18 protein-coding genes and 1 pseudogene are annotated in these 22099 nt (G+C 61.5%); 12 read left to right on the top strand and 7 right to left on the bottom strand.

Annotated elements, in window-relative coordinates; genetic code table 11:
- Positions 1-50: 50 nt before the first annotated feature.
- Positions 51-824, top strand: coding sequence for an IclR family transcriptional regulator (locus ACZ9BC_RS18270; protein WP_476247163.1), 774 nt, complete (start codon positions 51-53; stop codon positions 822-824).
- 273 nt (positions 825-1097) lie between these two features.
- Here the strand turns inward: ACZ9BC_RS18270 and ACZ9BC_RS18275 are convergent, their stop codons facing one another.
- The 6 genes from ACZ9BC_RS18275 to ACZ9BC_RS18300 form a co-directional block, all read right to left on the bottom strand.
- Positions 1098-1967 carry a PRD domain-containing protein gene (locus tag ACZ9BC_RS18275; RefSeq protein ID WP_476247164.1) on the bottom strand — a complete coding sequence of 290 codons (870 nt, stop codon included), beginning with the start codon at positions 1965-1967 and terminating at the stop codon, positions 1098-1100.
- Positions 1960-3417: a glycoside hydrolase family 1 protein gene (locus tag ACZ9BC_RS18280; protein WP_476247165.1), complete on the bottom strand. Its 1458-nt coding sequence runs from the start codon at positions 3415-3417 to the stop codon at positions 1960-1962. Before ACZ9BC_RS18280 ends, ACZ9BC_RS18275 begins: the two co-directional genes overlap by 8 nt.
- Positions 3414-5357, bottom strand: coding sequence for a glucose PTS transporter subunit IIA (locus ACZ9BC_RS18285; RefSeq protein WP_476247166.1), 1944 nt, complete (start codon positions 5355-5357; stop codon positions 3414-3416). The genes ACZ9BC_RS18280 and ACZ9BC_RS18285 overlap by 4 nt, the downstream gene beginning before the upstream one ends.
- A 372-nt stretch (positions 5358-5729) precedes the next feature.
- Positions 5730-6440: a GntR family transcriptional regulator gene (locus ACZ9BC_RS18290; protein WP_476247167.1), complete on the bottom strand. Its 711-nt coding sequence runs from the start codon at positions 6438-6440 to the stop codon at positions 5730-5732.
- 120 nt (positions 6441-6560) lie between these two features.
- Positions 6561-7169 (bottom strand): cysteine hydrolase family protein, encoded by a 609-nt coding sequence (locus ACZ9BC_RS18295; RefSeq protein WP_476247168.1) that lies wholly within the window; start codon positions 7167-7169, stop codon positions 6561-6563.
- Between the two features lie 71 nt (positions 7170-7240).
- Positions 7241-8353, bottom strand: a complete 1113-nt coding sequence (locus tag ACZ9BC_RS18300) for an alcohol dehydrogenase catalytic domain-containing protein (protein WP_476247169.1) — start codon at positions 8351-8353, stop codon at positions 7241-7243.
- Between the two features lie 603 nt (positions 8354-8956).
- On the opposite strand from ACZ9BC_RS18300, the gene ACZ9BC_RS18305 reads away from it, so the two are divergent.
- The 10 genes from ACZ9BC_RS18305 (at position 8957) to pntB (ending at position 20975) form a co-directional block, all read left to right on the top strand.
- Positions 8957-10765: an FAD-dependent oxidoreductase gene (locus ACZ9BC_RS18305; RefSeq protein ID WP_476247170.1), complete on the top strand. Its 1809-nt coding sequence runs from the start codon at positions 8957-8959 to the stop codon at positions 10763-10765.
- Entirely contained in the window at positions 10743-11657 is a 915-nt protein-coding gene (locus ACZ9BC_RS18310) for an alpha/beta fold hydrolase (protein ID WP_476247171.1), read from the top strand. Before ACZ9BC_RS18305 ends, ACZ9BC_RS18310 begins: the two co-directional genes overlap by 23 nt.
- A 9-nt stretch (positions 11658-11666) precedes the next feature.
- The gene (locus ACZ9BC_RS18315; protein WP_476247172.1) at positions 11667-12614 is read left to right on the top strand and encodes a 3-carboxyethylcatechol 2,3-dioxygenase; all 948 of its coding nucleotides are present in this window, start codon (positions 11667-11669) and stop codon (positions 12612-12614) included.
- 49 nt (positions 12615-12663) lie between these two features.
- Positions 12664-13494 (top strand): 2-keto-4-pentenoate hydratase, encoded by an 831-nt coding sequence (locus ACZ9BC_RS18320; RefSeq protein ID WP_476247173.1) that lies wholly within the window; start codon positions 12664-12666, stop codon positions 13492-13494.
- Positions 13491-14435 (top strand): acetaldehyde dehydrogenase (acetylating), encoded by a 945-nt coding sequence (locus ACZ9BC_RS18325; RefSeq protein ID WP_476247174.1) that lies wholly within the window; start codon positions 13491-13493, stop codon positions 14433-14435. The genes ACZ9BC_RS18320 and ACZ9BC_RS18325 overlap by 4 nt, the downstream gene beginning before the upstream one ends.
- On the top strand, positions 14432-15481 hold the full coding sequence (dmpG, locus tag ACZ9BC_RS18330; RefSeq protein ID WP_476247175.1) for a 4-hydroxy-2-oxovalerate aldolase: 1050 nt from the start codon (positions 14432-14434) through the stop codon (positions 15479-15481). Before ACZ9BC_RS18325 ends, dmpG begins: the two co-directional genes overlap by 4 nt.
- A gap of 25 nt (positions 15482-15506) precedes the next feature.
- On the top strand, positions 15507-16871 hold the full coding sequence (locus tag ACZ9BC_RS18335) for an MFS transporter (RefSeq protein ID WP_476247176.1): 1365 nt from the start codon (positions 15507-15509) through the stop codon (positions 16869-16871).
- A 152-nt stretch (positions 16872-17023) separates the two neighbouring features.
- Positions 17024-17314, top strand: coding sequence for a hypothetical protein (locus ACZ9BC_RS18340; RefSeq protein WP_476247177.1), 291 nt, complete (start codon positions 17024-17026; stop codon positions 17312-17314).
- Positions 17315-17949: 635 nt separating this feature from the next.
- Complete coding sequence (locus ACZ9BC_RS18345; RefSeq protein ID WP_476247178.1) at positions 17950-19503, top strand: Re/Si-specific NAD(P)(+) transhydrogenase subunit alpha; 1554 nt, start codon at positions 17950-17952, stop codon at positions 19501-19503.
- On the top strand, positions 19500-20975 hold the full coding sequence (gene pntB / locus ACZ9BC_RS18350; protein WP_476247179.1) for a Re/Si-specific NAD(P)(+) transhydrogenase subunit beta: 1476 nt from the start codon (positions 19500-19502) through the stop codon (positions 20973-20975). Before ACZ9BC_RS18345 ends, pntB begins: the two co-directional genes overlap by 4 nt.
- Before the next feature lie 351 nt (positions 20976-21326).
- Here pntB and ACZ9BC_RS18355 read toward each other — a convergent pair.
- Positions 21327-21750, bottom strand: a pseudogene (locus ACZ9BC_RS18355) (DDE-type integrase/transposase/recombinase); the annotation flags it as partial.
- 170 nt (positions 21751-21920) lie between these two features.
- Between ACZ9BC_RS18355 and ACZ9BC_RS18360 the strand changes: the two are divergent.
- Entirely contained in the window at positions 21921-22082 is a 162-nt protein-coding gene (locus ACZ9BC_RS18360; protein WP_476247267.1) for a hypothetical protein, read from the top strand.
- Positions 22083-22099: the final 17 nt, after the last annotated feature.

A 22099-nucleotide genomic window follows, 5' to 3' on the forward strand; every position in this document is an offset into this window, starting at 1 on the left:
GTTCATTCAACGAACAATTAATCGCTGTTGCCACCCCGCCTGGAGGTCTAATGCCGCTCAATACCGAACCCGGACGCAGCGTAGCCTCGCGCCTCAGCGCCCTGCTTTTTGCCTTCAGGTCGGGCGGTGCCAGCCTGACTCTCGCCGATCTCACCCGACGCACTGGAATGCCCCACGCCACCGTGCGGCGGCTCGTACTGGAGTTACTTTCGGAAGGCCTGCTGGAGCGCACTGACGAGGGTAAGTACGTCATCGGTATCCGGGTCTGGGAACTGGGCACACTTGCCCCCCGCACTCTTCCCCTCCGCACCGTCGCCTTACCGTTTATGGAGGATCTCCACGCTGCCCTGCAGCAACACGTCCAACTGGCGGTGCTCGAAGGCGTCGAAGCGGTCGTTGTGGAGCGAATGTCCACATCCAAGGCACTCGGGCTGGTATCCCAAGTTGGCGGCCGGCTGCCGCTGCACAGTTCCGGCGTCGGTAAGGTCCTTTTAGCCCACGGTGGTGAGAGCCTCTTCCAACAAGTCACCGCCGAGGGCCTGAAGGCATACACACCAACCACCATCACCGACCCCGAGCAGCTTCGAACCGACTTGGGCGAATACAGGCGGAAAGGATTTGCGCTGGTAAATCAGGAGACGAGCCGGGACGCCCAATCCGTGGCGACGGCCATTTTCGGTACCTCCGGGGAGTGCGTGGCCGCGCTCTCCGTTGTAGTTGCAGCCGGAACCGTGAACCTAAACTCAGTTGTGCCCGCAGTTGTGGCCGCCGGTAGAGGGATATCCCGCGGACTTGGAGCGGCAATACCCCGGCGCACCCAGTAGCAAGTCCCAACAAACAAAGTCCTGCACAACGCTTGTCCCCGGCGGTGGGCGGCCGAACCGGGCTTCTCGTTCAAACGTGGATTATTTCGGTTGTTCGGACGGCCAGGGAAGGGGCCGTGTGTCAGCTTCGGGTGTGCCATAAACAGGACTGACTATCCGCGCGTGATTTAGGTACTGAACTTGGCGGGCTCGCGTCCGGCTACCAGTAGGCCAGCCCCACATTCACAACTTTAACCAGGCCTGACTTGCGCAATGATTCAGACACGAAGACGTTCAGCCGTTGGTAGTTAACCTCAGGACGTGCAGGGTGAGGTAAAGCTCTTCCTCTCTGCGAATTGACAATCCTGTCGCTTGGGAAATGACCTTGCCGACGTGTACCGCGCAAGAGTGTTCGTTAGGGTGGGCAGTTTTCGCAGCGTTCCAGAGAAATTCTGAAGCGTCTTCGTGCTGGGACGCGGCCTGCAGCCGGGTTATCAGGAACCGAAGGTGTGTGGCGAATCGAGCAACGCTGACTGAGGTAGGGTCCAGGTCCACATCAAAGGTGTCGCGAACAATTTGCAAGGAGTCATGCAGTACCTTTGCGAGCTTGAACGTCGTAGGCATCTCGGTAGTGCTGAATCGTGCGTTGACGATATGAAGGGCAAGAGCAGCAGCCTCCTCATCAGGCAGTTCAACTTTGGTCCGGCAACGGATTAGCTGAAGCACCTCACGTGCGATTCCGGTCTCTGTAGGAAATGCGTAAGGCATCTCTGCCACGAGCGGGATGTCCAGCTCGTACCCGCTGCGAACACGTTCGATAGCCGTGGTGATGTGGTCCGCTATCCCGATGACGAAGGAGTCGGAGATGTCGGCATCGAGGCGGTCGCGGACGAGTTGCGTAATCAGATCAGCAGTTTCCAAATGCTCGCTGGGCAGCTCGGCAAGCAACGCAGCGAACCGCTCGGTCCCTTCGCCATCCATTGGCCTGAAGGTGCGATCTACGTCAGCCGCGGCGATCCGTGGCTTCCGACTGGCATTAAAGCCGATCCCTCTGCCCATTAGGACGTAGTCGCGCCCCGCATCGTCCTTGGCCTCAGCGACGTTGTTGTTGTACGCCCGGACGATCGTAAATTCGGCCAGGCCTGGCCTGTTCGATTCAGGCATGGAGGGAAGCCCCGCGGCTTGTTATGACACCGCGATACCAATCGAAGCTAAGCTTCTTGCGGCGTTCGAGGGTACCGTTGCCGTGGTCGTCCTGGTCGACCCATATGAACCCATACCGCTTCGTCATCTCTGAGGTCGATGAAGAAATTGAGTCGATAGGGCTCCAGGCCGTATATCCGATGACGTTGACTCCATCGTCGAGGGCTTGAAGTACTGCCCGTAGGTGGTCTCCGATGAACTCGATGCGGTATGTGTCGTGGATTGCACCTGTTTCGTCCGGTTCCTCATTGAAGCCGCAGCCGTTCTCCAGAATAAAGATTGGTTGGTTGAACAAGCGCTGCAATTCGTTCAGGGTGATCCGCAGTCCAACAGGGTCAATCTGCCAGCCCCAGTCGTTGGCGGGCAGGTGCGGATTCTTTATCACTGAGTGCACATTTGCGCTCGTAATCTCGAGTCCTTCCGTGCTGGCGGCAGCGATTGCAGAGTTGTAGTAGGACATTCCGACGAAATCGCAAGGATGGGAAGCGATGAGCCGAAGATCCTCCTCGGTAGCCTCCAGATCGATGCCATTTTGGGAAAAGTATCGCGTCGCATAGAACGGATAAGTCCCTAGGTTGAGCACGTCGAGGTAAAGGAGGTTTCGAAGCCGGTCCTCCTGAACAGCCGCGAGGACGTCTTCCGGCTTACTGGACGCCGCGTAGGTGGTGAAGTAGGCGACCATGCTGCCAAAGCGAACATCGAGCTGCTGTTGCTTGGACCATTCGATCACTTTGGCGGAGGCGACGAATTGATGGTGCAGCGCTCGGAACATCGTCTGCTCGAACGCGTCGTCCCCTGTCCGCAGCAGCCCGAGGGTCTTCTCGGGTGCCTTCACGCTCATATTGATCTCGTTGAACGGAACCCAATGCTTGACGCGGTCGCCATACCTCTCCAGGAGGGATGTTGCGTAGGTGACGTAGAGGTCGATGAGTCTGCGGTTGGCCCATCCTCCGTACTTCTCGATGAGGACCATGGGGAAGTCGAAATGACTTATTGTCATGACCGGCGCCATGCCGCGTGTGATGATGGCTTCGATGAGCCTGTCGTAATAGACCAGTGCTTCCTGATTGATTTTCCCGTCCCCGTTGGGCATTACTCGGGCCCAGGAGAACGAGAATCGGAACGTCGTACTGCCCAGTTCGGCAAGGAGATCGAGGTCGGCTTCGAAGCGGTGGTAGAAGTCGATGCCCCTTCGCTTCGGGAATTCGTGCGGCTCTGCGGTCTTTGCATGATCGAGGTACTCCCGATCGAAGCGAACAGTCCTCGTGGGCTCACCTGGAGCCGGCTTAGTCAGCGGGGCGCAATCCGCAACGGTGAGCGATTTGCCGTCAGCGTCCCATGCGCCTTCGGCCTGAGCCGCAGAGAGCGCTCCGCCGATGAGGAAATCGGGCGGAAACAATGTCGATGTCATGCTGACCGACTCCCTACCTGGAACAGGACCGTACCTGCGGTGACGTTACCGCGGGCTTCTTCGGTGACAGGTGCTTTAGCTGGTTTGACGACTACGATCGGGGTGACTGTGCTGAAGCCCGCCTCCTCGATCAGACGAAGGTTGACATCGAGCAGACGCTGACCCGCGGTAACGGTCTGCCCCTTTTCGACCAGCACCGTGAAGGGTGCCCCGTTCATCTTTACGGTGTCGATTCCGACATGGATAAGCAGTTCGATACCGTCCGTCGTACGGATCCCAACAGCGTGACGTGTTTTTGCGACCATTACCACTTCACCGCTGACCGGGCTGACCACGGCTCCGTCGTGCGGAAGGATCGCAATACCATTTCCCAGCACTCCGCCGGAGAAGAGTTTGTCAGGGACCTCGGTGAGCGGGACTACGTCACCCGCCATGGGGCTGAGGACTGTTCCGGCGGCAGCTGGAGGGGCAGCAGTCGGGGAGTCTGTGTCTGTAGTTTGCGTCGGCTCGAAGACGGCGGAACTCGTCTCCGCGAACGTCCGCTCCAACGCGGTGCGCCCAAATGTCTTGCCGTAGGCCAGGGTCAGGGCGAAAGCAAGGGCAGTTCCGCCCAGCAGAACCGCGACGGTTACGACGAGGGCGGCATCGCCTTGGAGTATGCCTGTACTAAGGATGCCGGGCAGGGCAACGGCAGTTGCGGCGGTGTTGAGCAGTCCGAGGACGAGGCCGACTGCTGCGGCGGAAACGCAGGAGACAAAGAAAGGGAATTTATAGCGCAGGTTGTAGCCGTAGATGACCGGTTCGGTGATGCCAAACAGTGCGGTGGACGCGGCCGCCGCAGCACCGGAGCGTTCGTTTCCGCGAACCAGAAGTGCAAGAGCGAGGCCAGAACCGGCCTGGGCGAGGTTGGCGGCAAAGGCTCCAACGAGCAGTGCTGTTGCGCCGGTGGCCGCAACCTCTTGTACCTGGATCGGCACGAACGAGTAGTGGAGCCCGAAGATGACGAGGATGGGCCGCACACCGCTCAGTACCGCTTGTGCCAGCCAGCCGGCCGAAGCGAAAAGCCATCCAACGCCGCCTGCGATAAGTTGCCCGACGTAGTGCCCGATAGGTCCAATGATGACGAAGAGCAGAGGAATCATCACCATCAGCGCGATCGCGGGGACGAAGACGATGCGGATTGCTTCAGGGATAATCCTCGTGAGCAGGTCAGTGACGTGCTTCAGTACCCAGACGGCAAGGATGATGGGAATGACCGTCGAGGAGTACGTGACAAGCAGGATAGGCAGTCCGAGAACAGTAGTACTGGTCGCTCCGGCTTCCTTCGCTTCCGCGACCAGAGCAACCCACGTGGGATGGAGAAGGACTGCAGCCAGGAGCATAGCGAGGTAGGGGTTCGCTCCGAACTTTTTTGCGGCACTAGAGGCCAGCAAAATAGGCAGAAAGTAGAAGACGCTGTCTCCCACTGCCGACAGGATCGCGAAGAGAGTGGTATCCGCCGCGATCATCCCGGTGGATTGGAGCACTGCGACCCCGGCGCGGACCATACCAGCAGCGATCAGCGCCGGCAGGATCGGCGTGAAAACGCTGGCTATCAGCGCGATGAACCGTGAGATGACGTTGGGACGTTTACCCTTCGAGCTCGTTCCCCCGGTTGAAGAGGACTGAAACGTTGAGGAGGTCGTACGCTGCAGCACCTCGCTAATGTCCCGGTAGAAGGCATCTACCTTTCCGCCGACGACGACCTGCGTCTGCCCGCCGGAGTGTTGGGCCCTGAATACCTCGGGGATCCGGTCAAGTGCGGCAATATTCGCTTTCTGCGGATCGTGCAGCTCGAAACGCAGGCGGGTGGCGCAGTGGGTGAGCTGAGCGACGTTCTGGGGTCCACCCACCTCCTCAAGAATCTGCGAAGCGATGCTCGTCGTCGTTGAAGACTTCATTGTGCTCCTTCAGAGCTTTGCTAAGGCAACAAAAAAGACCTGAGACATGGTGCCGACAATGGTCAGCATCTGTCTCAGGTCTCGCCTAGTCGAACTAGTGACAATCCTGGTGCTTCGGGTGTGTCCAACTGCTCGACACTGTTTGGTAGCCTGCAACTGGCATGCAAGCTACGTAACAAAGTATCGGTGCCTCATGCCTACGGTCAAATCGTGAACCTGTTGTCTGGGGGTGGACCAGGCACGGGACGTGTCTTCCCGATAAGGGCACACCCTGCCAGTGCCCCTGCTTTTGCGGATCTAGCCCAGAGTGCTGCTACATATACATGTCGGTGCTGTTGCCATTCGTGTTTGGCCTGTACGTGTCATGGCCGGTTAAAAAGCGGATTCGGTCCTGGTTGCCTGAATCATGGTTGCCGTGGAGAGGATGTGCTGTTCCATCTCTGCCTTGGCACTTTCTGCGTCGCCCATTTCAAGCGCCTTGATGATCCGGGCGTGGTCTTCATTGCGTTCGACGATGGAGGACCCGACCGGGTGGGGGGCGCCGGTGGTGTTGATGAGGAAGTCGCTAAGGTCCCACATGCGGCGGCTCATGTTGCTCATGACTCTTGAATGGGCCATACGATGAATGATTTCGTGGAAGTTCCGGTTTTGGACTCGATACTGTCGGGCACGAATGTCTGGGTCCGGTTCGGTATTTAGACGGTCCATTCTGCGGGCGGCCAAGTATAGCTCATCCAGGTGGTCGTCTGTCCGCCGTTGGGCCGCAGCTGCCGCGATCACGGATTCGAACCCGGCGAACATTCTGAAAAAGTCTTCTACTTCTTCGAGTGAATACTCGGTGACGACACATCCTATTTGGGGGAGGATTTCGACCAAGCCGTCTGCAGAAAGCAAGCGGAGCGCTTCCATGACAGGCTGTTTGCTTACACCGAATTCAGCCCGTATGGACTCGACAGAAAGCTTGGTTCCTGCTGCATATTCGCCTTCGAGCAATCTGCTTTGCACGGCCTCGTATATGCGCCCGAGGAGCCGTCCTCCACCTGCAGAGGAGCGTTGGTTGAGGGGAGCTTGCGGCGGTGTCATGAAACTAGTGTTGCGCATATGGCTCCTCTCCTCAACAACTAGAACGCTAGCATATTCTTTGGGTGCGCCCGGCCGATATTTTGCGGGCCGGGCGCACAAGACTCTTAGGTCAGCTTGGCGTCAGACGGCCTGGGAGGCGGGAGTGCTGGTCATTATGTCGGCGACGCTGGCAATCTCCGCGAGTAGGCCGAGGGATTCGATACTCGCTTGGTGGGCCCCAAGGGTAGCGGCGGAGGAGGCATCCTCTGTGATGATGACGCGATAGCCCGCATCAGAGGCGGCGCGCGCTGTGCCCTCCAGTGATGCGTTGGTGGCTACGCCGGCAAATACGAGAGTGTCGATGCCACGTTCTTCCAGCACAGCCGTTAGTTCGGGCACGAAACCACCAATGCGCTGGTGCGTGATGACCACATCTTCGGCTGCTGGTGCAAGTTCGGGAATGATGTCAGCTAGCGCATTTCCGTCCTTGAGGCAACCGGACTGCTCAACGACCTTGAGCAGGGGAGAGTTCGCGTTGAGGTCACTGAAGTCGGGCCTGAAGGCCACCCGGGTGTAGATCACGGTCATGCCGTTCTTCCTGGCGGAGGCCAACAGTTCGCCGATCTTGCCGATGATGTTCCTGCTGACGATCTGTTCGTGGAAGAAGGGAGCGAATGCTCCATCCCCCGACACGATGTCTCCCTGGCAATGCACCGCAATGACTGCCGTGCGCTCTGGGCTGAGTTCCATTATGGTCTTCCGTTTCTTGCTAGTGGGATCGGGGCCTCGGGCGTTAGTGCCCCCGGCCACGAGAATCATTCTTAGGAGCCGGGGACAACCACGACATTCGTGAAGCCGCCTCGGCGCTTATCCACCGAATCCAATGCCTCATTCACTTCCGAAAGGGGGAAGACTTCGTGTTCAAAGACCGAAAGGTCCAAGGTGCCGGCGTGCGCCATTTCTGCCATATCTTGGCCTTCTGCGACGCTGAACCAGAGTGAGCCGATAACGCTGATCTGGAAGCACATAAGCTTAAACATCTCCAGCGGGAGCGGCTCTGACATGCCTCCGATGTCGACCATGCGGCCGCCACGGCGCAGTGCCTCGATGCCGGCGAGCGTGATTTCGTGCGGAGCGCCGGGGCCAACAGCGTCAATGAAGATGTCGGCGCCGAGGCCGTCGGTGTTTTCCCGAACCCATTCCTCTACGGGCTTGTCCCCGTGGGAGAGGACGTGGACCCGTTTTGGATCGATGAGGCGGACCCGCTCGAGGAGTTCGCGGTCACGTGCCATCGCGAAGACCTTTGTGGCGCCCATGGCCAGGGCATTCAGAACGGCCCCGAGCCCAAGGGTTCCCGTGCCACCGTTGATGAGAACGGACGTGCCGGCCCCTGTTCCGGCTTTGCGGAGAGCGGAGTAGGACGTCCCCAGGTATCCGAAGCGGCAAGCGGCTTCGAAAGAGATTGACTCAGGCAGTATGACCAGCCCGTCTGCGGGGGCCTTCATGTACTCACAGAAACCACCGTGTGGGTAGTCCTCAAAAATCTCCTGAGAGCCTGCCCCAAAGCCGAAGTAGCCCTGGAATGTGTAGGCGGGGTCGTTGATGCGTTCCCCTCGCCGTGAAGCATGGGAATCGCCGGAGTCACGACCCGGGTTGACGTAAACACGGTCACCGGGCTTTACGTTGCGGACCTGAGATCCGACCTTGCTCACCACGCCGGCAGCATCTAAGCCATAAATAGCGGGCAGGGCGGGCAGGGGAAGGTATGGAAACCATTCGGGGTAGGAGGTGATGACATTCCGCAGGTTAGGCACAACGTTGCACGCCTTCACCTCAACGATTACATCCCTGGGACCCGGTTCGGGGACGTCCACCTGGTCGATCTGGAAAGGCTTACCTACTTCGTGAAGTCGTGCGGCCTGCATCAAGCTCATCATCGCGCTCCTTGCAAATGGAATTCAAAAGTGCCTCGATAGCTGGCATGCGGCGATCGATAGTGACGGGAGTCACGTGGCGTGAGCAACGTTACATGCAAGCGTGCAAGCCTGCAAGTGCTGGGCCGCAAACCGCTGGAAAGGCCGGAGGGGCGCCGGTGGAAAAAGGCGAGAGGTCCCTGGGTGCGTGGACTTGGGTTCGCTAACTCTCGATGGCACTCACAGTGTGGGCGCTGCTTGCAGCCAGGGGATACCGGAAATAAAAGGGTCTCCACGACGCACGGAGGCTTGAAGCCGCGAAAACCCGAGGGCCGGGAGCAGGAATCAGCCGCGCATCGTCCCATTCAACGGTACGAATCGTTGCCCAAGGTGGAGGCAGGCTTCAGAATCCAAGCCGGGGGCGCCACTGTTTTTCGTCAGATGAACGAAGACGAGAAATGAAAATCTGCAAGACCAGAGTGGAAACACTTTACAAACCGGCTAGCATGCTAGTAGCTTGGACGTAGTGATGGGCCTCACGTTTTGAAGCGTGGGTTCCTAGTCCTGATAGAGAACGACCTCTATCAGCGCGGACGGAGCTGTCCGATGAACTTAGAAGGTGTGATGAAAACTCAGTTGGAATTCGATACCGACGTGCTCATTGTGGGCACAGGACCGACCGGGGCCACAGCGGCGCTGGCGCTAGCCACCGAGGGCATTCGTGTTCACATGATTTCGCGATGGAACTGGCTCGCGAATACACCTCGTGCGCACATTACCAACCAGCGTGCAGTCGAAGTCCTGCGGGATCTTGGGGTGGAAGAGGAAGCCGCAAAATACGCGGTGCCGTGGGAGGACATGGGTGACACCCTGTTCACGACCAGCTTGGCGGGTCAGGAGATTGCCCGGCTCCGCACCTGGGGTACCGGGGATGAACGGTACGGGGACTATTTGAAGGCAAGCCCCTGCACCATGCTCGACGTTCCGCAGCCGCTGATGGAACCTATCCTGCTGAAGAACGCGGGGGAGCGGGGGGCGCAGGTCACCTTTAACACGGAGTACCTTTCCCATGTTCAGGACGCCGACGGCGTCAATGTCACCTTCAGGAACCACGTCACCGGCCAGGACTACACGCTACGGGCCAGGTACCTGATCGGCGCCGATGGTGCCCGCTCCCAGATCGCTGAAGACATCGGACTGCCGTTCCATGGTCAGGTTGCCCGTGCCGGTACCGCATATGTGCTGTTCAAGGCTGACTTGAGCAAATACGTCGCGCACCGTCCCAGCATTCTGCATTGGATCATGAACCCGGTCGCCGGCTTTGGCGAGATCGGAATGGGCTTGCTGCGCGCCGTCCGGCCCTGGGATGAATGGATCGCCGGGTGGGGATTCAACATGGCAGACGGCGAACCCGATTTCAGCGAAGACGTCATCCTCGAGAAAATCCGCACCCTGGTCGGCGACCCCGAACTCGAAGTCGAGGTCCAGACGAAGTCCACCTGGTACGTGAACCAGCAGCACGCCGAGCACTTCTCCTCCGGGCGCGTCTTCTGCGGAGGAGACGCAGTCCACCGGCATCCGCCGAGCAGTGGGCTGGGTTCAAATACCTGCATGCAGGACGCGTTCAACCTGGCATGGAAACTCGCCTACGTCATCAAGGGCTACGCCGGGGAGAGCCTGCTCGACTCATATTCTCTGGAGCGCGCACCCGTCGGCAAACAGATCGTTGCCCGGGCAAACCAGTCCCGCAAGGACTACGGCCCCCTGAACGACACGTTCCGTGTCCCGGGCCAGGAACACAGCATTGAAGCCGGGCTGGCACGACTGCACGCGCCAACACCCGAAGGCGTTGAGCTGCGTCAAAAGCTGCAGGAGGCCTTGGAAGGGAAGAACTACGAGTTCAACGCCCACGGCGTTGAACTGAACCAGCGCTACGAATCCGACGCCGTGATTCCTGATCCTGAGGCCGGCGAAGAGCAGTGGGCAAGGGATCCCCAGCTTTACGTCCAGCCCACAACCCGGCCCGGCGCGAAAATTCCGCACGCATGGCTTGTGGACCGTGAGGGCCACCGGACATCGACCCTCGACGTCACCGGCCACGGCAAGTTCAGCCTTGTCACCGGCCTCGCCGGACGCGCCTGGGAAACAGCAGCCGCCGAACTTGATGCACCGTACCTGCGCACCGTCGTTGTCGGCGAAAAAGGCGCCGAAGACCCCTACGGCGCCTGGCACAAAGTCCGGGAAATCCACGAAGCAGGCGCCCTCCTCGTGCGCCCCGACGGCTACATCGCCTGGCGCCAGTCCGCACCCGTCTGGGACGTCGAGACAGCCCGCGCCGAACTTCGCTCGGCACTGGACGCCGTCCTGGGCAACACCAAACAGAACACCCCCGAAACCGCAGGAGAAACCCGTGAATTCACGCCCGTACACTAGCGTCTGGTCCGACCTTGCACAGGTCGAATTCAGCCAGGGCTTCATCCAGGCCGGCCCCTACCGCACCCGATACCTGCACGCCGGCGACAGCTCCAAGCCCACACTGTTGATGCTTCACGGAATCACCGGCCATGCCGAGGCCTATGTGCGGAACCTGCAGGCCCACGCGGAGCACTTCAACGTCTATGCCATCGACTTCATCGGCCACGGATACAGCAGCAAGCCTGACCACCCGCTGGAAATCAAGCACTACATTGAGCAGGTCAACCACTTTCTGGACGCGATCGGGGCCGAGAAAGCCTACTTCTCCGGTGAATCCCTAGGCGGATGGGTCACGGCCCGTTTCGCCATCGACTTCCCTGAGAGGGTCGAACGTATCGTCCTGAACACCATGGGCGGCACCATGGCGAACCCGGTTGTGATGGAACGCCTTTTCACGTTGTCCATGGAAGCGGCAAAGGACCCGTCCTGGGAGCGGGTAAAAACCCGGCTCGAGTGGCTCATGGCTGACCCGGCCATGGTTACGGACGACCTTATTCGTACCCGTCAGGCGATCTTCCAGCAGCCGGACTGGCTCAAGGCGTGTGAAGCAAACATGGCCCTTCAGGATCCGGAAACCCGGCGCCGGAACATGCTCACCGACGAGGATCTCCGTTCCATCCAGGCCCCCGCCCTGGTTGTGTGGACCACCAAGGACCCCTCCGGTCCGGTTGATGAAGGCCGCCGCATCGCGGGGCTGATCCCCAACGGCCGGCTGGCTGTTATCGAAAACGCCGGTCACTGGCCCCAGTACGAGCAGACCGAGATTTTCAACAAGATCCAGCTGGATTTCCTGCTCGGCCTCGACGAAGGCGCGGGCACGGAACTGACCTCTGCACAAGTTCAAGGCTAGGAGAGTGCCATGACCGTTGCTCTGCTTGCCATGTCCCACAGCCCTCTCCTCGAACACGGGGATCCCGGGCCGGAAGTGAAGGCCGAAGTAGAGGCCGCATTCGACGCTGCCCGCAGTTTCGTCCACGATTACGACCCCGACGTGGTCATCAATCTCGGTCCTGACCATTACAACGGCTTCTTCTATCAGCTGATGCCGGCGTTCTGTGTCGGTTATGACGCCGTCAGCATTGGTGACTACGGAAGCCAGGCGGGGCCGCTTAACGTCCCCAAGGACATCGCCGAAGGCCTGGCCGAGTTCGTGATCGGTCAAGGCATTGATATTGCCGTTTCCCTGAAGATGGAGGTCGACCACGGTGCCGTCCAGCCCATGGAGCTCATGTACGGCGACATTACTGCCAAGCCGTTCGTTCCGGTCTTCATCAACTCTGTCGCGCCGCCCTTCACGCCCCTCCAGCGTGTCCGGCTGCTCGGTGAGGCCATTGGTCAGTATCTGAAGACTCTTGACCAGAAAGTGCTGCTCATTGCTTCCGGCGGGCTTTCCCACGACCCGCCGGTGCCCAGGTTGGCCACCGCCACCGAAGCCCAACGCCGGATGTTGATCGGAGCGGATGGCCAGCAGACGCCCGAGGCGCGCGCAGCCCGGCAGCAAAGGGTCTACGACACGGCGGATGCGTTCGCCCGTGGCGAAGCAAACATCAAGGACCTCGCACCCGAGTGGGACCAGCAGCTGATGAAGATTCTCGCCTCCGGGGACCTTTCGCCCATCGACGCCTGGACACCAGAGGAGATGACCGAAATCGCGGGGAACTCCTCCCACGAAGTCCGAACCTGGATCGCGGCATATGCAGCTTTGGGAGCCGTCGGTCCCTACACGGTGCAGTACAGCTATTACCGCCCCATCCGCGAGTACATTGCAGGGTTCGGTGTTACAACCGCCACCCTGGACCACAGCTAGCGCAGCGCCGGACCCCGGACGAAAAAGCTGCACGATTGAGAGTGACGTAATGACAAATCAAACCAGCGGTGCCAATGACGGCGCAGCGGTATCGGTCAGTTCACCGAACCTGAGGACCGTGGCCAACACCCTGTTAGGGGCATTGAATACCGCACGCCCCTGTGAGCCCGTCCGGGATGTGCTCGGCGGAGATCTTGACGCAGCGTATGACGTGCAGGAGCTCCTGATTCAGAGCCGGGTCAGTACCCGCAACCGGAGGGTTGGCCGGAAGGTCGGACTGACTGCACCTGCGGTGCAGCGTCAGCTCGGCGTGGACCAGCCCGACTTTGGCGTGCTGCTCTCGGAGATGCAGCGCGGCGAAGACGAAGAAATCCCGTACTCGCAGCTGATCGCGCCCCGCATCGAGGCGGAGATTGCGTTCGTGATGGGCAGGGATGTTGAAGCCACGGATCGCGGCTCGGTTCTCTCGGCTGTGGATTTCGTCGTTCCATCCCTTGAAATCGTGGACAGCCGCATCGCGAACTGGGACATCGGGATCGTGGACACGGTCGCAGATAATGCCTCGAGCGCCTACTTCGTCCTGGGCGACGGCAAGGCGACGCTCAATGACTACGCACCTGCAGCGGCGGAAATGGTTATGACCATCAACGGCCAACAGGTATCCCAGGGAACCGGGGCGGACTGCCTTGGCGATCCCATCAACGCCCTGCTGTGGGTCGCGGAAACAGCCGCGGCACTGGGCCGTCCCCTCCGCGCCGGCGAAGTGGTACTTTCCGGCGCGCTCGGCCCCATGGCCCCCCTCAAGGCCGGCGACGTCGTCGAAGCCCGCATCAGCGGCCTGGGCACCGTCACCGCTACAGCATCTAAGGAGCTCTCATGAGCGCAAAAGCAGCCATCATCGGCTCAGGAAACATTGGCACCGACCTCATGTTCAAGATCATGAGGCTCAGCGACAAGCTCGACATGGGCGTCATGGTCGGCATCGATCCCGCATCCGACGGCCTTGCCCGGGCAGCCCGGCTGGGCATTGCCACCACCGCCGAAGGCGTGGAAGGCCTCATCGCCATGCCGGAATTCCAGGACATTGAAGTCGTCTTCGACGCAACGTCCGCCGGAGCCCACCGCCATAACGCAGAGGCCCTGGCACCCTACGGGAAAAAACTCGTCGACCTCACCCCTGCCGCCATCGGCCCCTACGTCGTGCCCTCGGTAAATCTTGAGCAGCACCGGGACGCTGGCAACGTCAACATGGTCACCTGCGGCGGACAGGCAACCATCCCCGTCATCGCGGCCATTGCCAGCGCCGCGCCTGTGCACTACGGCGAAATCGTCGCTTCCATCTCATCAAAATCCGCAGGACCTGGAACCCGGGCCAACATCGATGAATTTACTGAAACGACCTCCGACGCAATCGTCCGGGTGGGAGGGGCCGCCAGTGGCAAGGCCATCATCGTCCTGAACCCGGCCGAACCGCCAATGATCATGCGCGACACCGTCCTGTGCCTGGTCGACCGGCTCACCCAGGCCGAACAGGACAAGGTGGCCGCTGCCGTGCAGGAACGGGTCAACGAGGTCGCCGGCTATGTCCCCGGCTACCGGCTTAAGCAGGCCGTGCAGTTCCAGGACGAAGGGGCCGAAGTCAAAGGCCTCATCCCCGAAGGCCGCGGAACCGGAGAATACACGCGCGTCAGCGTCTTCCTCGAAGTCGAAGGCGCCGCGCACTACCTCCCGGAGTACGCCGGGAACCTGGACATCATGACCTCTGCCGCGCTCCGCGTCGCCGAGCAGCTGGTCTCAACAAAACAGGAAGTAGCATCATGAGCCAGACACCCGCCCGCGTCTTCATCCAGGACGTCACCCTGCGCGACGGCATGCACGCCGTGCGCCACCGCCTCAGCCCCGACAATGTCGCCAAGATCGCCGGCGCCCTGGACGCCGCCGGCGTCGACGCCATCGAGGTCGCCCACGGCGACGGCCTTGCAGGCAGCAGCCTCACCTACGGCGCTGGAAGCAACACCGACTGGGAATGGATCGAAGCCGCCGCCTCAGTGGTCAAAAAGGCACGGCTCACCACGCTGCTGCTGCCCGGAATCGGCACCCTGCACGAACTGCGCCAGGCCTACGACCTGGGCGTCCGGTCCGTACGCGTCGCCACCCACTGCACCGAAGCGGACGTCTCAGCCCAGCACATCGCCTACGCCCGCGAACTGGGCATGGATGTCTCCGGCTTCCTCATGATGTCGCACATGTCCGAGCCCGAAAAGCTCGCCCAGCAGGCCAAGCTCATGGAATCCTACGGTGCTCACTGCGTGTACGTCACCGACTCCGGCGGAGGCCTGACCATGGAAGGTGTCCGGCAGCGCGTCCGCGCCTACCGTGACATCCTGAACCCGGAAACCGAGATCGGCATCCACGCCCACCAAAACCTGTCCCTCGCGGTCGCCAACTCCGTCGTCGCCGTCGAAGAAGGCGCCTACCGCGTCGACGCCTCCCTCGCAGGCCACGGCGCAGGCGCCGGCAACACCCCCGTAGAGCCCTTCGTCGCCGTCGCCACCCTGCACGGCTGGGAACACGGTGCCGATCTCTTCGCACTTCAGGACGCCGCAGAAGACCTCGTCCGGCCACTGCACGACCGCCCCGTCCAGGTCGACCGCGAAACCCTCACCCTGGGCTACGCCGGTGTCTACTCCAGCTTCCTCCGCCACGCAGAACGCGCCTCCGCCCGCTACGGACTGGACACCCGCGACATCCTCGTCGAAGTCGGCAAACGCCAACTCGTCGGCGGCCAGGAAGACATGATCACCGACGTCGCCCTGGACCTGCAGCACGCCGCTGCGAAGCACCAACAACCCCTTCCCGTCCGCTAGCTCCACCTCCTCCAAGGAATCAGACATGTCAACGAAGACAGCCCCGAACGCAGAGGGCCGCACCGGCCCCATGAAGGTTGCGATGGCAAGCTTCATCGGCACCACCGTCGAGTACTACGACTTCTTCATTTATGGGACAGCAGCAGCGCTGGTCTTCCCCAAGCTGTTCTTCCCCGAAGCCGGCCCGCTGATGGGCACGCTGCTGTCCTTTGCCACCTTCGGCGTGGGGTTCCTCGCCCGTCCCCTTGGAGGTATCGTCTTCGGCCACTTCGGTGACCGGGTCGGGCGGAAGAAGATGCTCATCATCTCCCTGGTGGGCATGGGCGCCGCAACGTTCCTGATGGGCCTGTTGCCCGGTTATGCACAGATTGGCATCGTCGCACCCATTCTGCTGACCGTCCTGCGCCTCTTCCAGGGGTTCTGTGTCGGTGGTGAATGGGGAGGCGCGACACTCATGGCCGTCGAACACGCTCCCAAGGGCAAGAAGGGCTTCTATGGAGCGTTCCCCCAGATGGGCGCCCCGGCAGGCGTAGCCCTCGCCACTGTCTCCTTCCTCGGCGCCACCCAGCTGCCCGGCGACCAGTTCCTCGCCTGGGGCTGGCGGCTGCCGTTCCTGGTCAGCGCAGTCCTGGTCGTTGTCGGCCTGGTCATCCGCCTCACCATCGCTGAAAGCCCCGCCTTCGCCGCGGCCCGCGAGAAGAAGGAGCTGGTGAAGCTCCCCATCAAGGAAGCCTTCCGACGGCACCCCAAGGAAATTTTCCTCGTCGCCGGCACCTACCTCAGCCAGGGCGTTTTTGCCTACATCACCATGGCCTACCTGGTCAGCTACGGCACCGCCGTCGCCGGGATTGACCGCACCACCGTCCTGATGGGCGTCTTCATCGCAGGCATCGTCGCCGTCGTCCTCTACCCGATCTTCGGCTCACTCTCGGACCGGTACGGCCGCAAGACCATGTACCTGACCGGCGCCGTAGCCATGGGTGTCACCATCGGCCCCGCCTTCATGCTCATCAACACTGGTGTGGCAGCCAACTTCATCCTGGCCGTGGTAATGGTCTTCGGCGTCGCCATGGCACCGGCCGCCGGCGTGACCGGCTCCCTGTTCTCCATGGTCTTCTCCCGGGAAGTCCGCTACACCGGAGCCTCAGTCGGCTACACCATCTCGCAGATCGCCGGCTCCGCGTTCGCCCCGACGATTGCCACAGCACTGTTCGCTGCAACCAAATCCAGCGACTCCATCGTCATCTACCTGCTCGTCGTCTCTGCCATCTCCATCATCTCTGTTGCACTCCTGCCCGGTGGCTGGGGGCGCAAGGAAGCAGCCCGCCAAAACGGCGAAGAACTGGCAGAAACGCAACGAAGCGCGGCAAACACCCCTGCCGAAGCCTAACCAAACCCTGTGAACAGCAGGGGGCGGCCGGCACATCCCGGCCGCCCCTGCTGCCACCAGCCCAGGCATCCTCTTCAATGGGGCAGAAGTTCCCTATTCCGGTTTCGACCACAGGACATGCTGTCCCCGGTCACGCCTGAAAGGCCATGCGAATGACACGCACCGATTTCCCGCACCCTGATTTCGGACCAGACGAACTTCCGACCATTGAGTGGCAGGACACCACACCCGCGAAGCGTCCACATGCTGTCCGGGACTGGCATCTGCTGGTCGGCGCCGTAGTGGAGGTCCGACTGGACGGACGGGTTGTCCGTACAGGGCCGGTAGAGGACATCACCGCATCAGGAGACATCGTCTGGATAGCTGCAGACGGCTTCGACGGCAGAACCCTGATTGACAAACGAGAGGGATACAAACTTGCGATCGTTCAAGCACTGCCTTAATCCTCCGCGGACAGCGACGGCAAAAACAACTGCTGTCCTGCCATCCTGCGCGACACCTTGGCAGCAAAGTGGCACCTGCGGCTTCCGCCAAGCTGCCCTAAGAGGTAGTGCTTTAGACAGCCATAGTCAGGATCCAGCATGTGCTCCGGTCGAGAGTGCGGTCAACTATGGCCAATCAGCCGACGCGGTACCGGAAAGAGGTTTTCCATCCGGACAAATCACCTCCGCCGCCTGGGAAGGCTGGTGGCAGGCGGACCCCGGGGGGGCTGCCTAACGGACGCCGGAACGACGCGTCACATGACGGGCTTGCGTTCATCGGCTTCGACGCCATGACCCCAGTGGTCACTCAATCGTTCCGGACTTGCATAAGTCACCACGACGCGCAGCTGCGGCACCGGTCGAAACCGTCGTTCCAGTCTGCCTTTGCAATCCAGGTGTCAGGATGCTGGACATATGGCGGCTCTTGTAACCGAGAGGCTCCACGGTCCGGCTTCGGCCCAATGGCATTCCCACAACACCTGGGGAGGGTCAGTGACACGTCAAGCCTTTCTGACGATCCCTGAAAGAGAAATAAATCGATGCCGTGCCTGGGCAGTAATTTCTGCTTGCCTCGGCTGGATGAAAGAGAGTTAAACGTGGCACGTATTGGCGTTGTGGCCGAGTTGGGTCACGAGAGGCGGGTGGCGGCGACGCCCACCACCGTCAAGCAGTTGTTGGGGTTGGGCTTCGAGGTTGTGGTGGAGAAGGGTGCGGGGGAGTCCTCGTCCTTCAGAGATGACATGTACGCCGAAGCCGGTGCACTGATCGTCGGCGCCGATGAGGCATGGGGCAGTGAGGTGGTGCTTCGGATCAACCCGCCTACTGAGGAGGAGATCAACCGGCTGGCCGAGGGTGCGACGCTGATCGGGATGCTGACCCCTGGTCTGCGGCCGGAGCTGGTGGAGGCGTTGGCGGCACGCCCCATTACAGCTTTGGCTCTGGATGCGGTGCCGCGGATCTCGCGGGCGCAGTCGATGGATGTGCTCAGTTCGATGGCGAACATTGCAGGATACCGTGCCGTGATCGAGGCGGCCCACGAGTTCGGCCGCTTCTTCACCGGCCAGGTGACCGCTGCGGGCAAGGTCCCGCCTGCCAAGGTCCTGGTCGCCGGCGCCGGCGTTGCCGGGTTGGCCGCGATCGGCGCCGCGTCCAGCCTGGGCGCAATTGTCCGGGCGACCGACCCGCGGCCAGAGGTCGCCGACCAGGTGAAGTCCATTGGCGGTACCTACCTCAAGGTTGAGGTGGAGGAGGAGATGAAGACTTCCGACGGGTACGCGAAGGCCACCTCTGAGGCGTATAACGCCCGGGCTGCTGAGATTTATTCGGAGCAGGCAGCCGATGTGGACATCATCATCACCACGGCCCTGATCCCTGGACGTCCCGCGCCGAAACTGCTCACCGCCGAAGACGTGGCCGGCATGAAGTCCGGCAGCGTGATCGTGGACATGGCCGCCGGCCAGGGCGGGAACGTCGAAGGCTCCGTCGCCGGAGAACGGATAGTTACGGATAACGGTGTGGTGATCCTGGGCTACACGGATCTTCCGGCCCGGCTCCCGGCCCAGGCCTCCCAGCTGTACGGGACAAACTTGGTGAACCTGCTCAAGCTCCTGACCCCGGACAAAGACGGTCAGCTGCGGCTCGACTTTGCGGATGTGGTGCAGCGCTCCGTGACGGTGGTGCGCGAGGGTGAGAAGACCTGGCCCCCGCCCCCGGTCCAGGTCTCAGCCGCACCCGCAGCCACGACCCAGGTCCCGGCCGCCGAAAGCACCGCCCCGAAGAAAAAGGAAGGCCTCAGCCCGGCCGGCAAGGCCGGGCTCTTCGCCGCGGGCATCGCGGTGCTGTTCGGGATCAACGCGGTCGCCCCGGCGCCACTGCCGCAGCACTTCACGGTGCTGATGCTCTCCATCGTGGTCGGCTTCTACGTCATCGGGAAAGTCCATCACGCCCTGCACACCCCGCTGATGTCCGTCACGAACGCGATCTCCGGGATCATCGTCGTCGGAGCGCTGCTACAGGTCACCTCCGACAACATCGTCATGCAGGTCCTCGCCGCCGTCGCGGTCCTGCTCGCCAGCATCAACATCTTCGGCGGCTTCGCCGTCACCCGGCGCATGCTTGCCATGTTCTCGGCCGGAAAGGCACGTTCATGACCGCCGCCACCGAAGCAGCAGGAATTCTATCGAGGAGCTTTACCGTGTCTGACACCGTCTCCGGTCCGCTGACCGCCGACTCCATCGCAGGGGCGGCCTACATCGTCGCGGCCCTGCTGTTTATCCTCAGTCTCGCCGGGCTCAGCAAGCACGAGAAAGCCCGCGCCGGGGTCGTCTACGGCATCACCGGCATGATCATCGCCCTCGCCGCCACCATCTGGCTGACACTCCAGGACGCCTGGGGCACCGGCCACGCCCTCACCGGCCTGGGCCTGCTCGTCGCCGCAGTGGCCGTCGGCGGGGCCATCGGACTCTGGCGCGCCCGGGTGGTCGAAATGACCGGCATGCCCGAGCTCATCGCCCTGCTGCACAGCTTCGTGGGCCTCGCCGCGGTCCTGGTGGGCTGGAACGGACACCTCGAAGCCCCCGCGTTGTCTTCGGACCTGATGGCGATCCACCACGCCGAGGTCTTCATCGGCGTGTTCATCGGCGCCGTGACCTTCACCGGCTCAATCGTGGCGTTCCTGAAACTCTCAGCCCGGATGAAATCCTCACCCCTGATGCTGCCGGGCAAAAACGGGATCAACCTCGGGGCGCTGGCCGCGTTCATCGCCCTGACCGTCTGGTACGTCAACGACTCCCAGCTCTGGCTCCTCATCGTCGTCACCATCCTGGCCCTGGGGCTGGGCTGGCACCTCGTGGCCTCCATTGGTGGCGGCGACATGCCCGTCGTCGTGTCCATGCTCAACAGCTACTCCGGCTGGGCCGCCGCCGCGGCCGGCTTCCTGCTCAACAACGACCTGCTCATCATCACCGGCGCCCTCGTCGGCTCCTCCGGCGCCTACCTGTCCTACATCATGTGCAAGGCCATGAACCGGTCCTTCATCTCCGTGATCGCCGGCGGCTTCGGCATCGCCGCCCCCACCAGCAAAGGAGACACCGACCAAGGCGAACACCGCGAAATCACAGCCGAAGCGACAGCGGAAATGCTCACCAACGCCTCAAGCGTGGTCATCACCCCCGGCTACGGCATGGCCGTCGCCCAGGCCCAGTACCCCGTGGCCGAACTTGCCCACCAGCTCCGCGAGAAGGGCGTGAATGTCAGGTTCGGGATCCACCCCGTCGCCGGGCGCCTTCCCGGGCACATGAACGTCCTCCTCGCCGAAGCCAAAGTCCCCTACGACATCGTCCTGGAAATGGACGAAATCAACGACGACCTGGGGGACACCTCCGTGGTCCTGGTCATCGGAGCGAACGACACCGTCAACCCCGCCGCCGCCGAAGACCCAAGCAGCCCCATCGCCGGCATGCCAGTCCTCAAAGTCTGGGAAGCCGAGAACGTCATTGTGTTCAAACGCTCCATGGCCGCCGGCTACGCAGGAGTCCAAAACCCGCTCTTCTTCAGGGACAACTCCCAAATGCTCTTCGGCGACGCCAAAACCCGCGTCGAAGACATCCTCCGCGCGTTCTAACCGATGGCGCCCGCGTAGCCTTTCTGCTGGTCGATATAACACACCCGGGCGGCGCTAGTCGGGGTTACACAACCAAATCCGTGTACCGAGGCAGACGACAGAAGTGAAAAGAGACGAGACCATGCCCAATCGCCGGGTTCCTCCCAAGTACCCTCTGCCGAAGACTCTCCGACGCTATATGCCGGATCGGACTCCCTGCGCGGAAGAACCACCGGTACCCCGTCAGGCCCTGAACATTGACGAACTGACTGCATCCCCCTGGATTGGTCTTCACTACAGGCACGAATTCTTACTCCACTACAGGCACGAGCTGTTGGAGGGGACTGCCCCGGCTTTTGTTGACTAAGGGTCTTAGGCCGCTTTGAGCGCGGTCCGGTTGATTGTTTCATATTCGATTGGCGTGAGTTTTCCCAGCCGTCTTTGCCGTCGCCGGCGGTGGTAGGTTCTTTCGATCCAGGTTGTGATGGCCAGTCGGAGGTCCTGTCTGGTGATCCACCGCTGACGGTCCAGGACGTTCTTCTGCCGCAGCGAGAAGAACGATTCCATCGCGGCGTTGCCCGCGCACGCACCGGCCCTGCCCATCGAGCCGATTAGCCCGTGGTGACGGAGTGATTCGACGAATCGGCGTGACCGGAACTGGGACCCGCGATCCGAGTGGACCACGGTTGCTGCCAGGCGGCGTGCCCGCACCGCATTCTCCAGTGCGGTGACGGCCAGTGAGGACTTCATCCGGGAGTCCATCGAGTACGACGATCCTTAAGGAGTAGATGTGGCGGTTTCAAGGAGGCAGCGCAACACCTTTTATCGGAGGGCGTCGTGACGACGTCGTGGAAAGATAGGAGCATCGCGTATTCGATGCTCCTGCAGGGTGCTTCTGCGCAGGGAACGGCGAGACGGTTCCGCGTCAACACGGGAGCGGTCGTCCAATGGGCCAGACTTGCGGGCATGGTGATCCGAATGGGAGCCCGAGGCGGCGTCATCTCCAACCTCGCAGCACCCTTCGGCGGCATCAAGCAGTACGGCCTCGGGCGCGAAGGCGCCCTCGAAGGCATCGAGGAATACCTCTACACCCAGTACATCGCCATCGCCGACCCCTACGCCGGGTAAAAGAAGCCTGCGCAGTG

Source organism: Pseudarthrobacter sp. TE3704, from assembly GCF_056279405.1.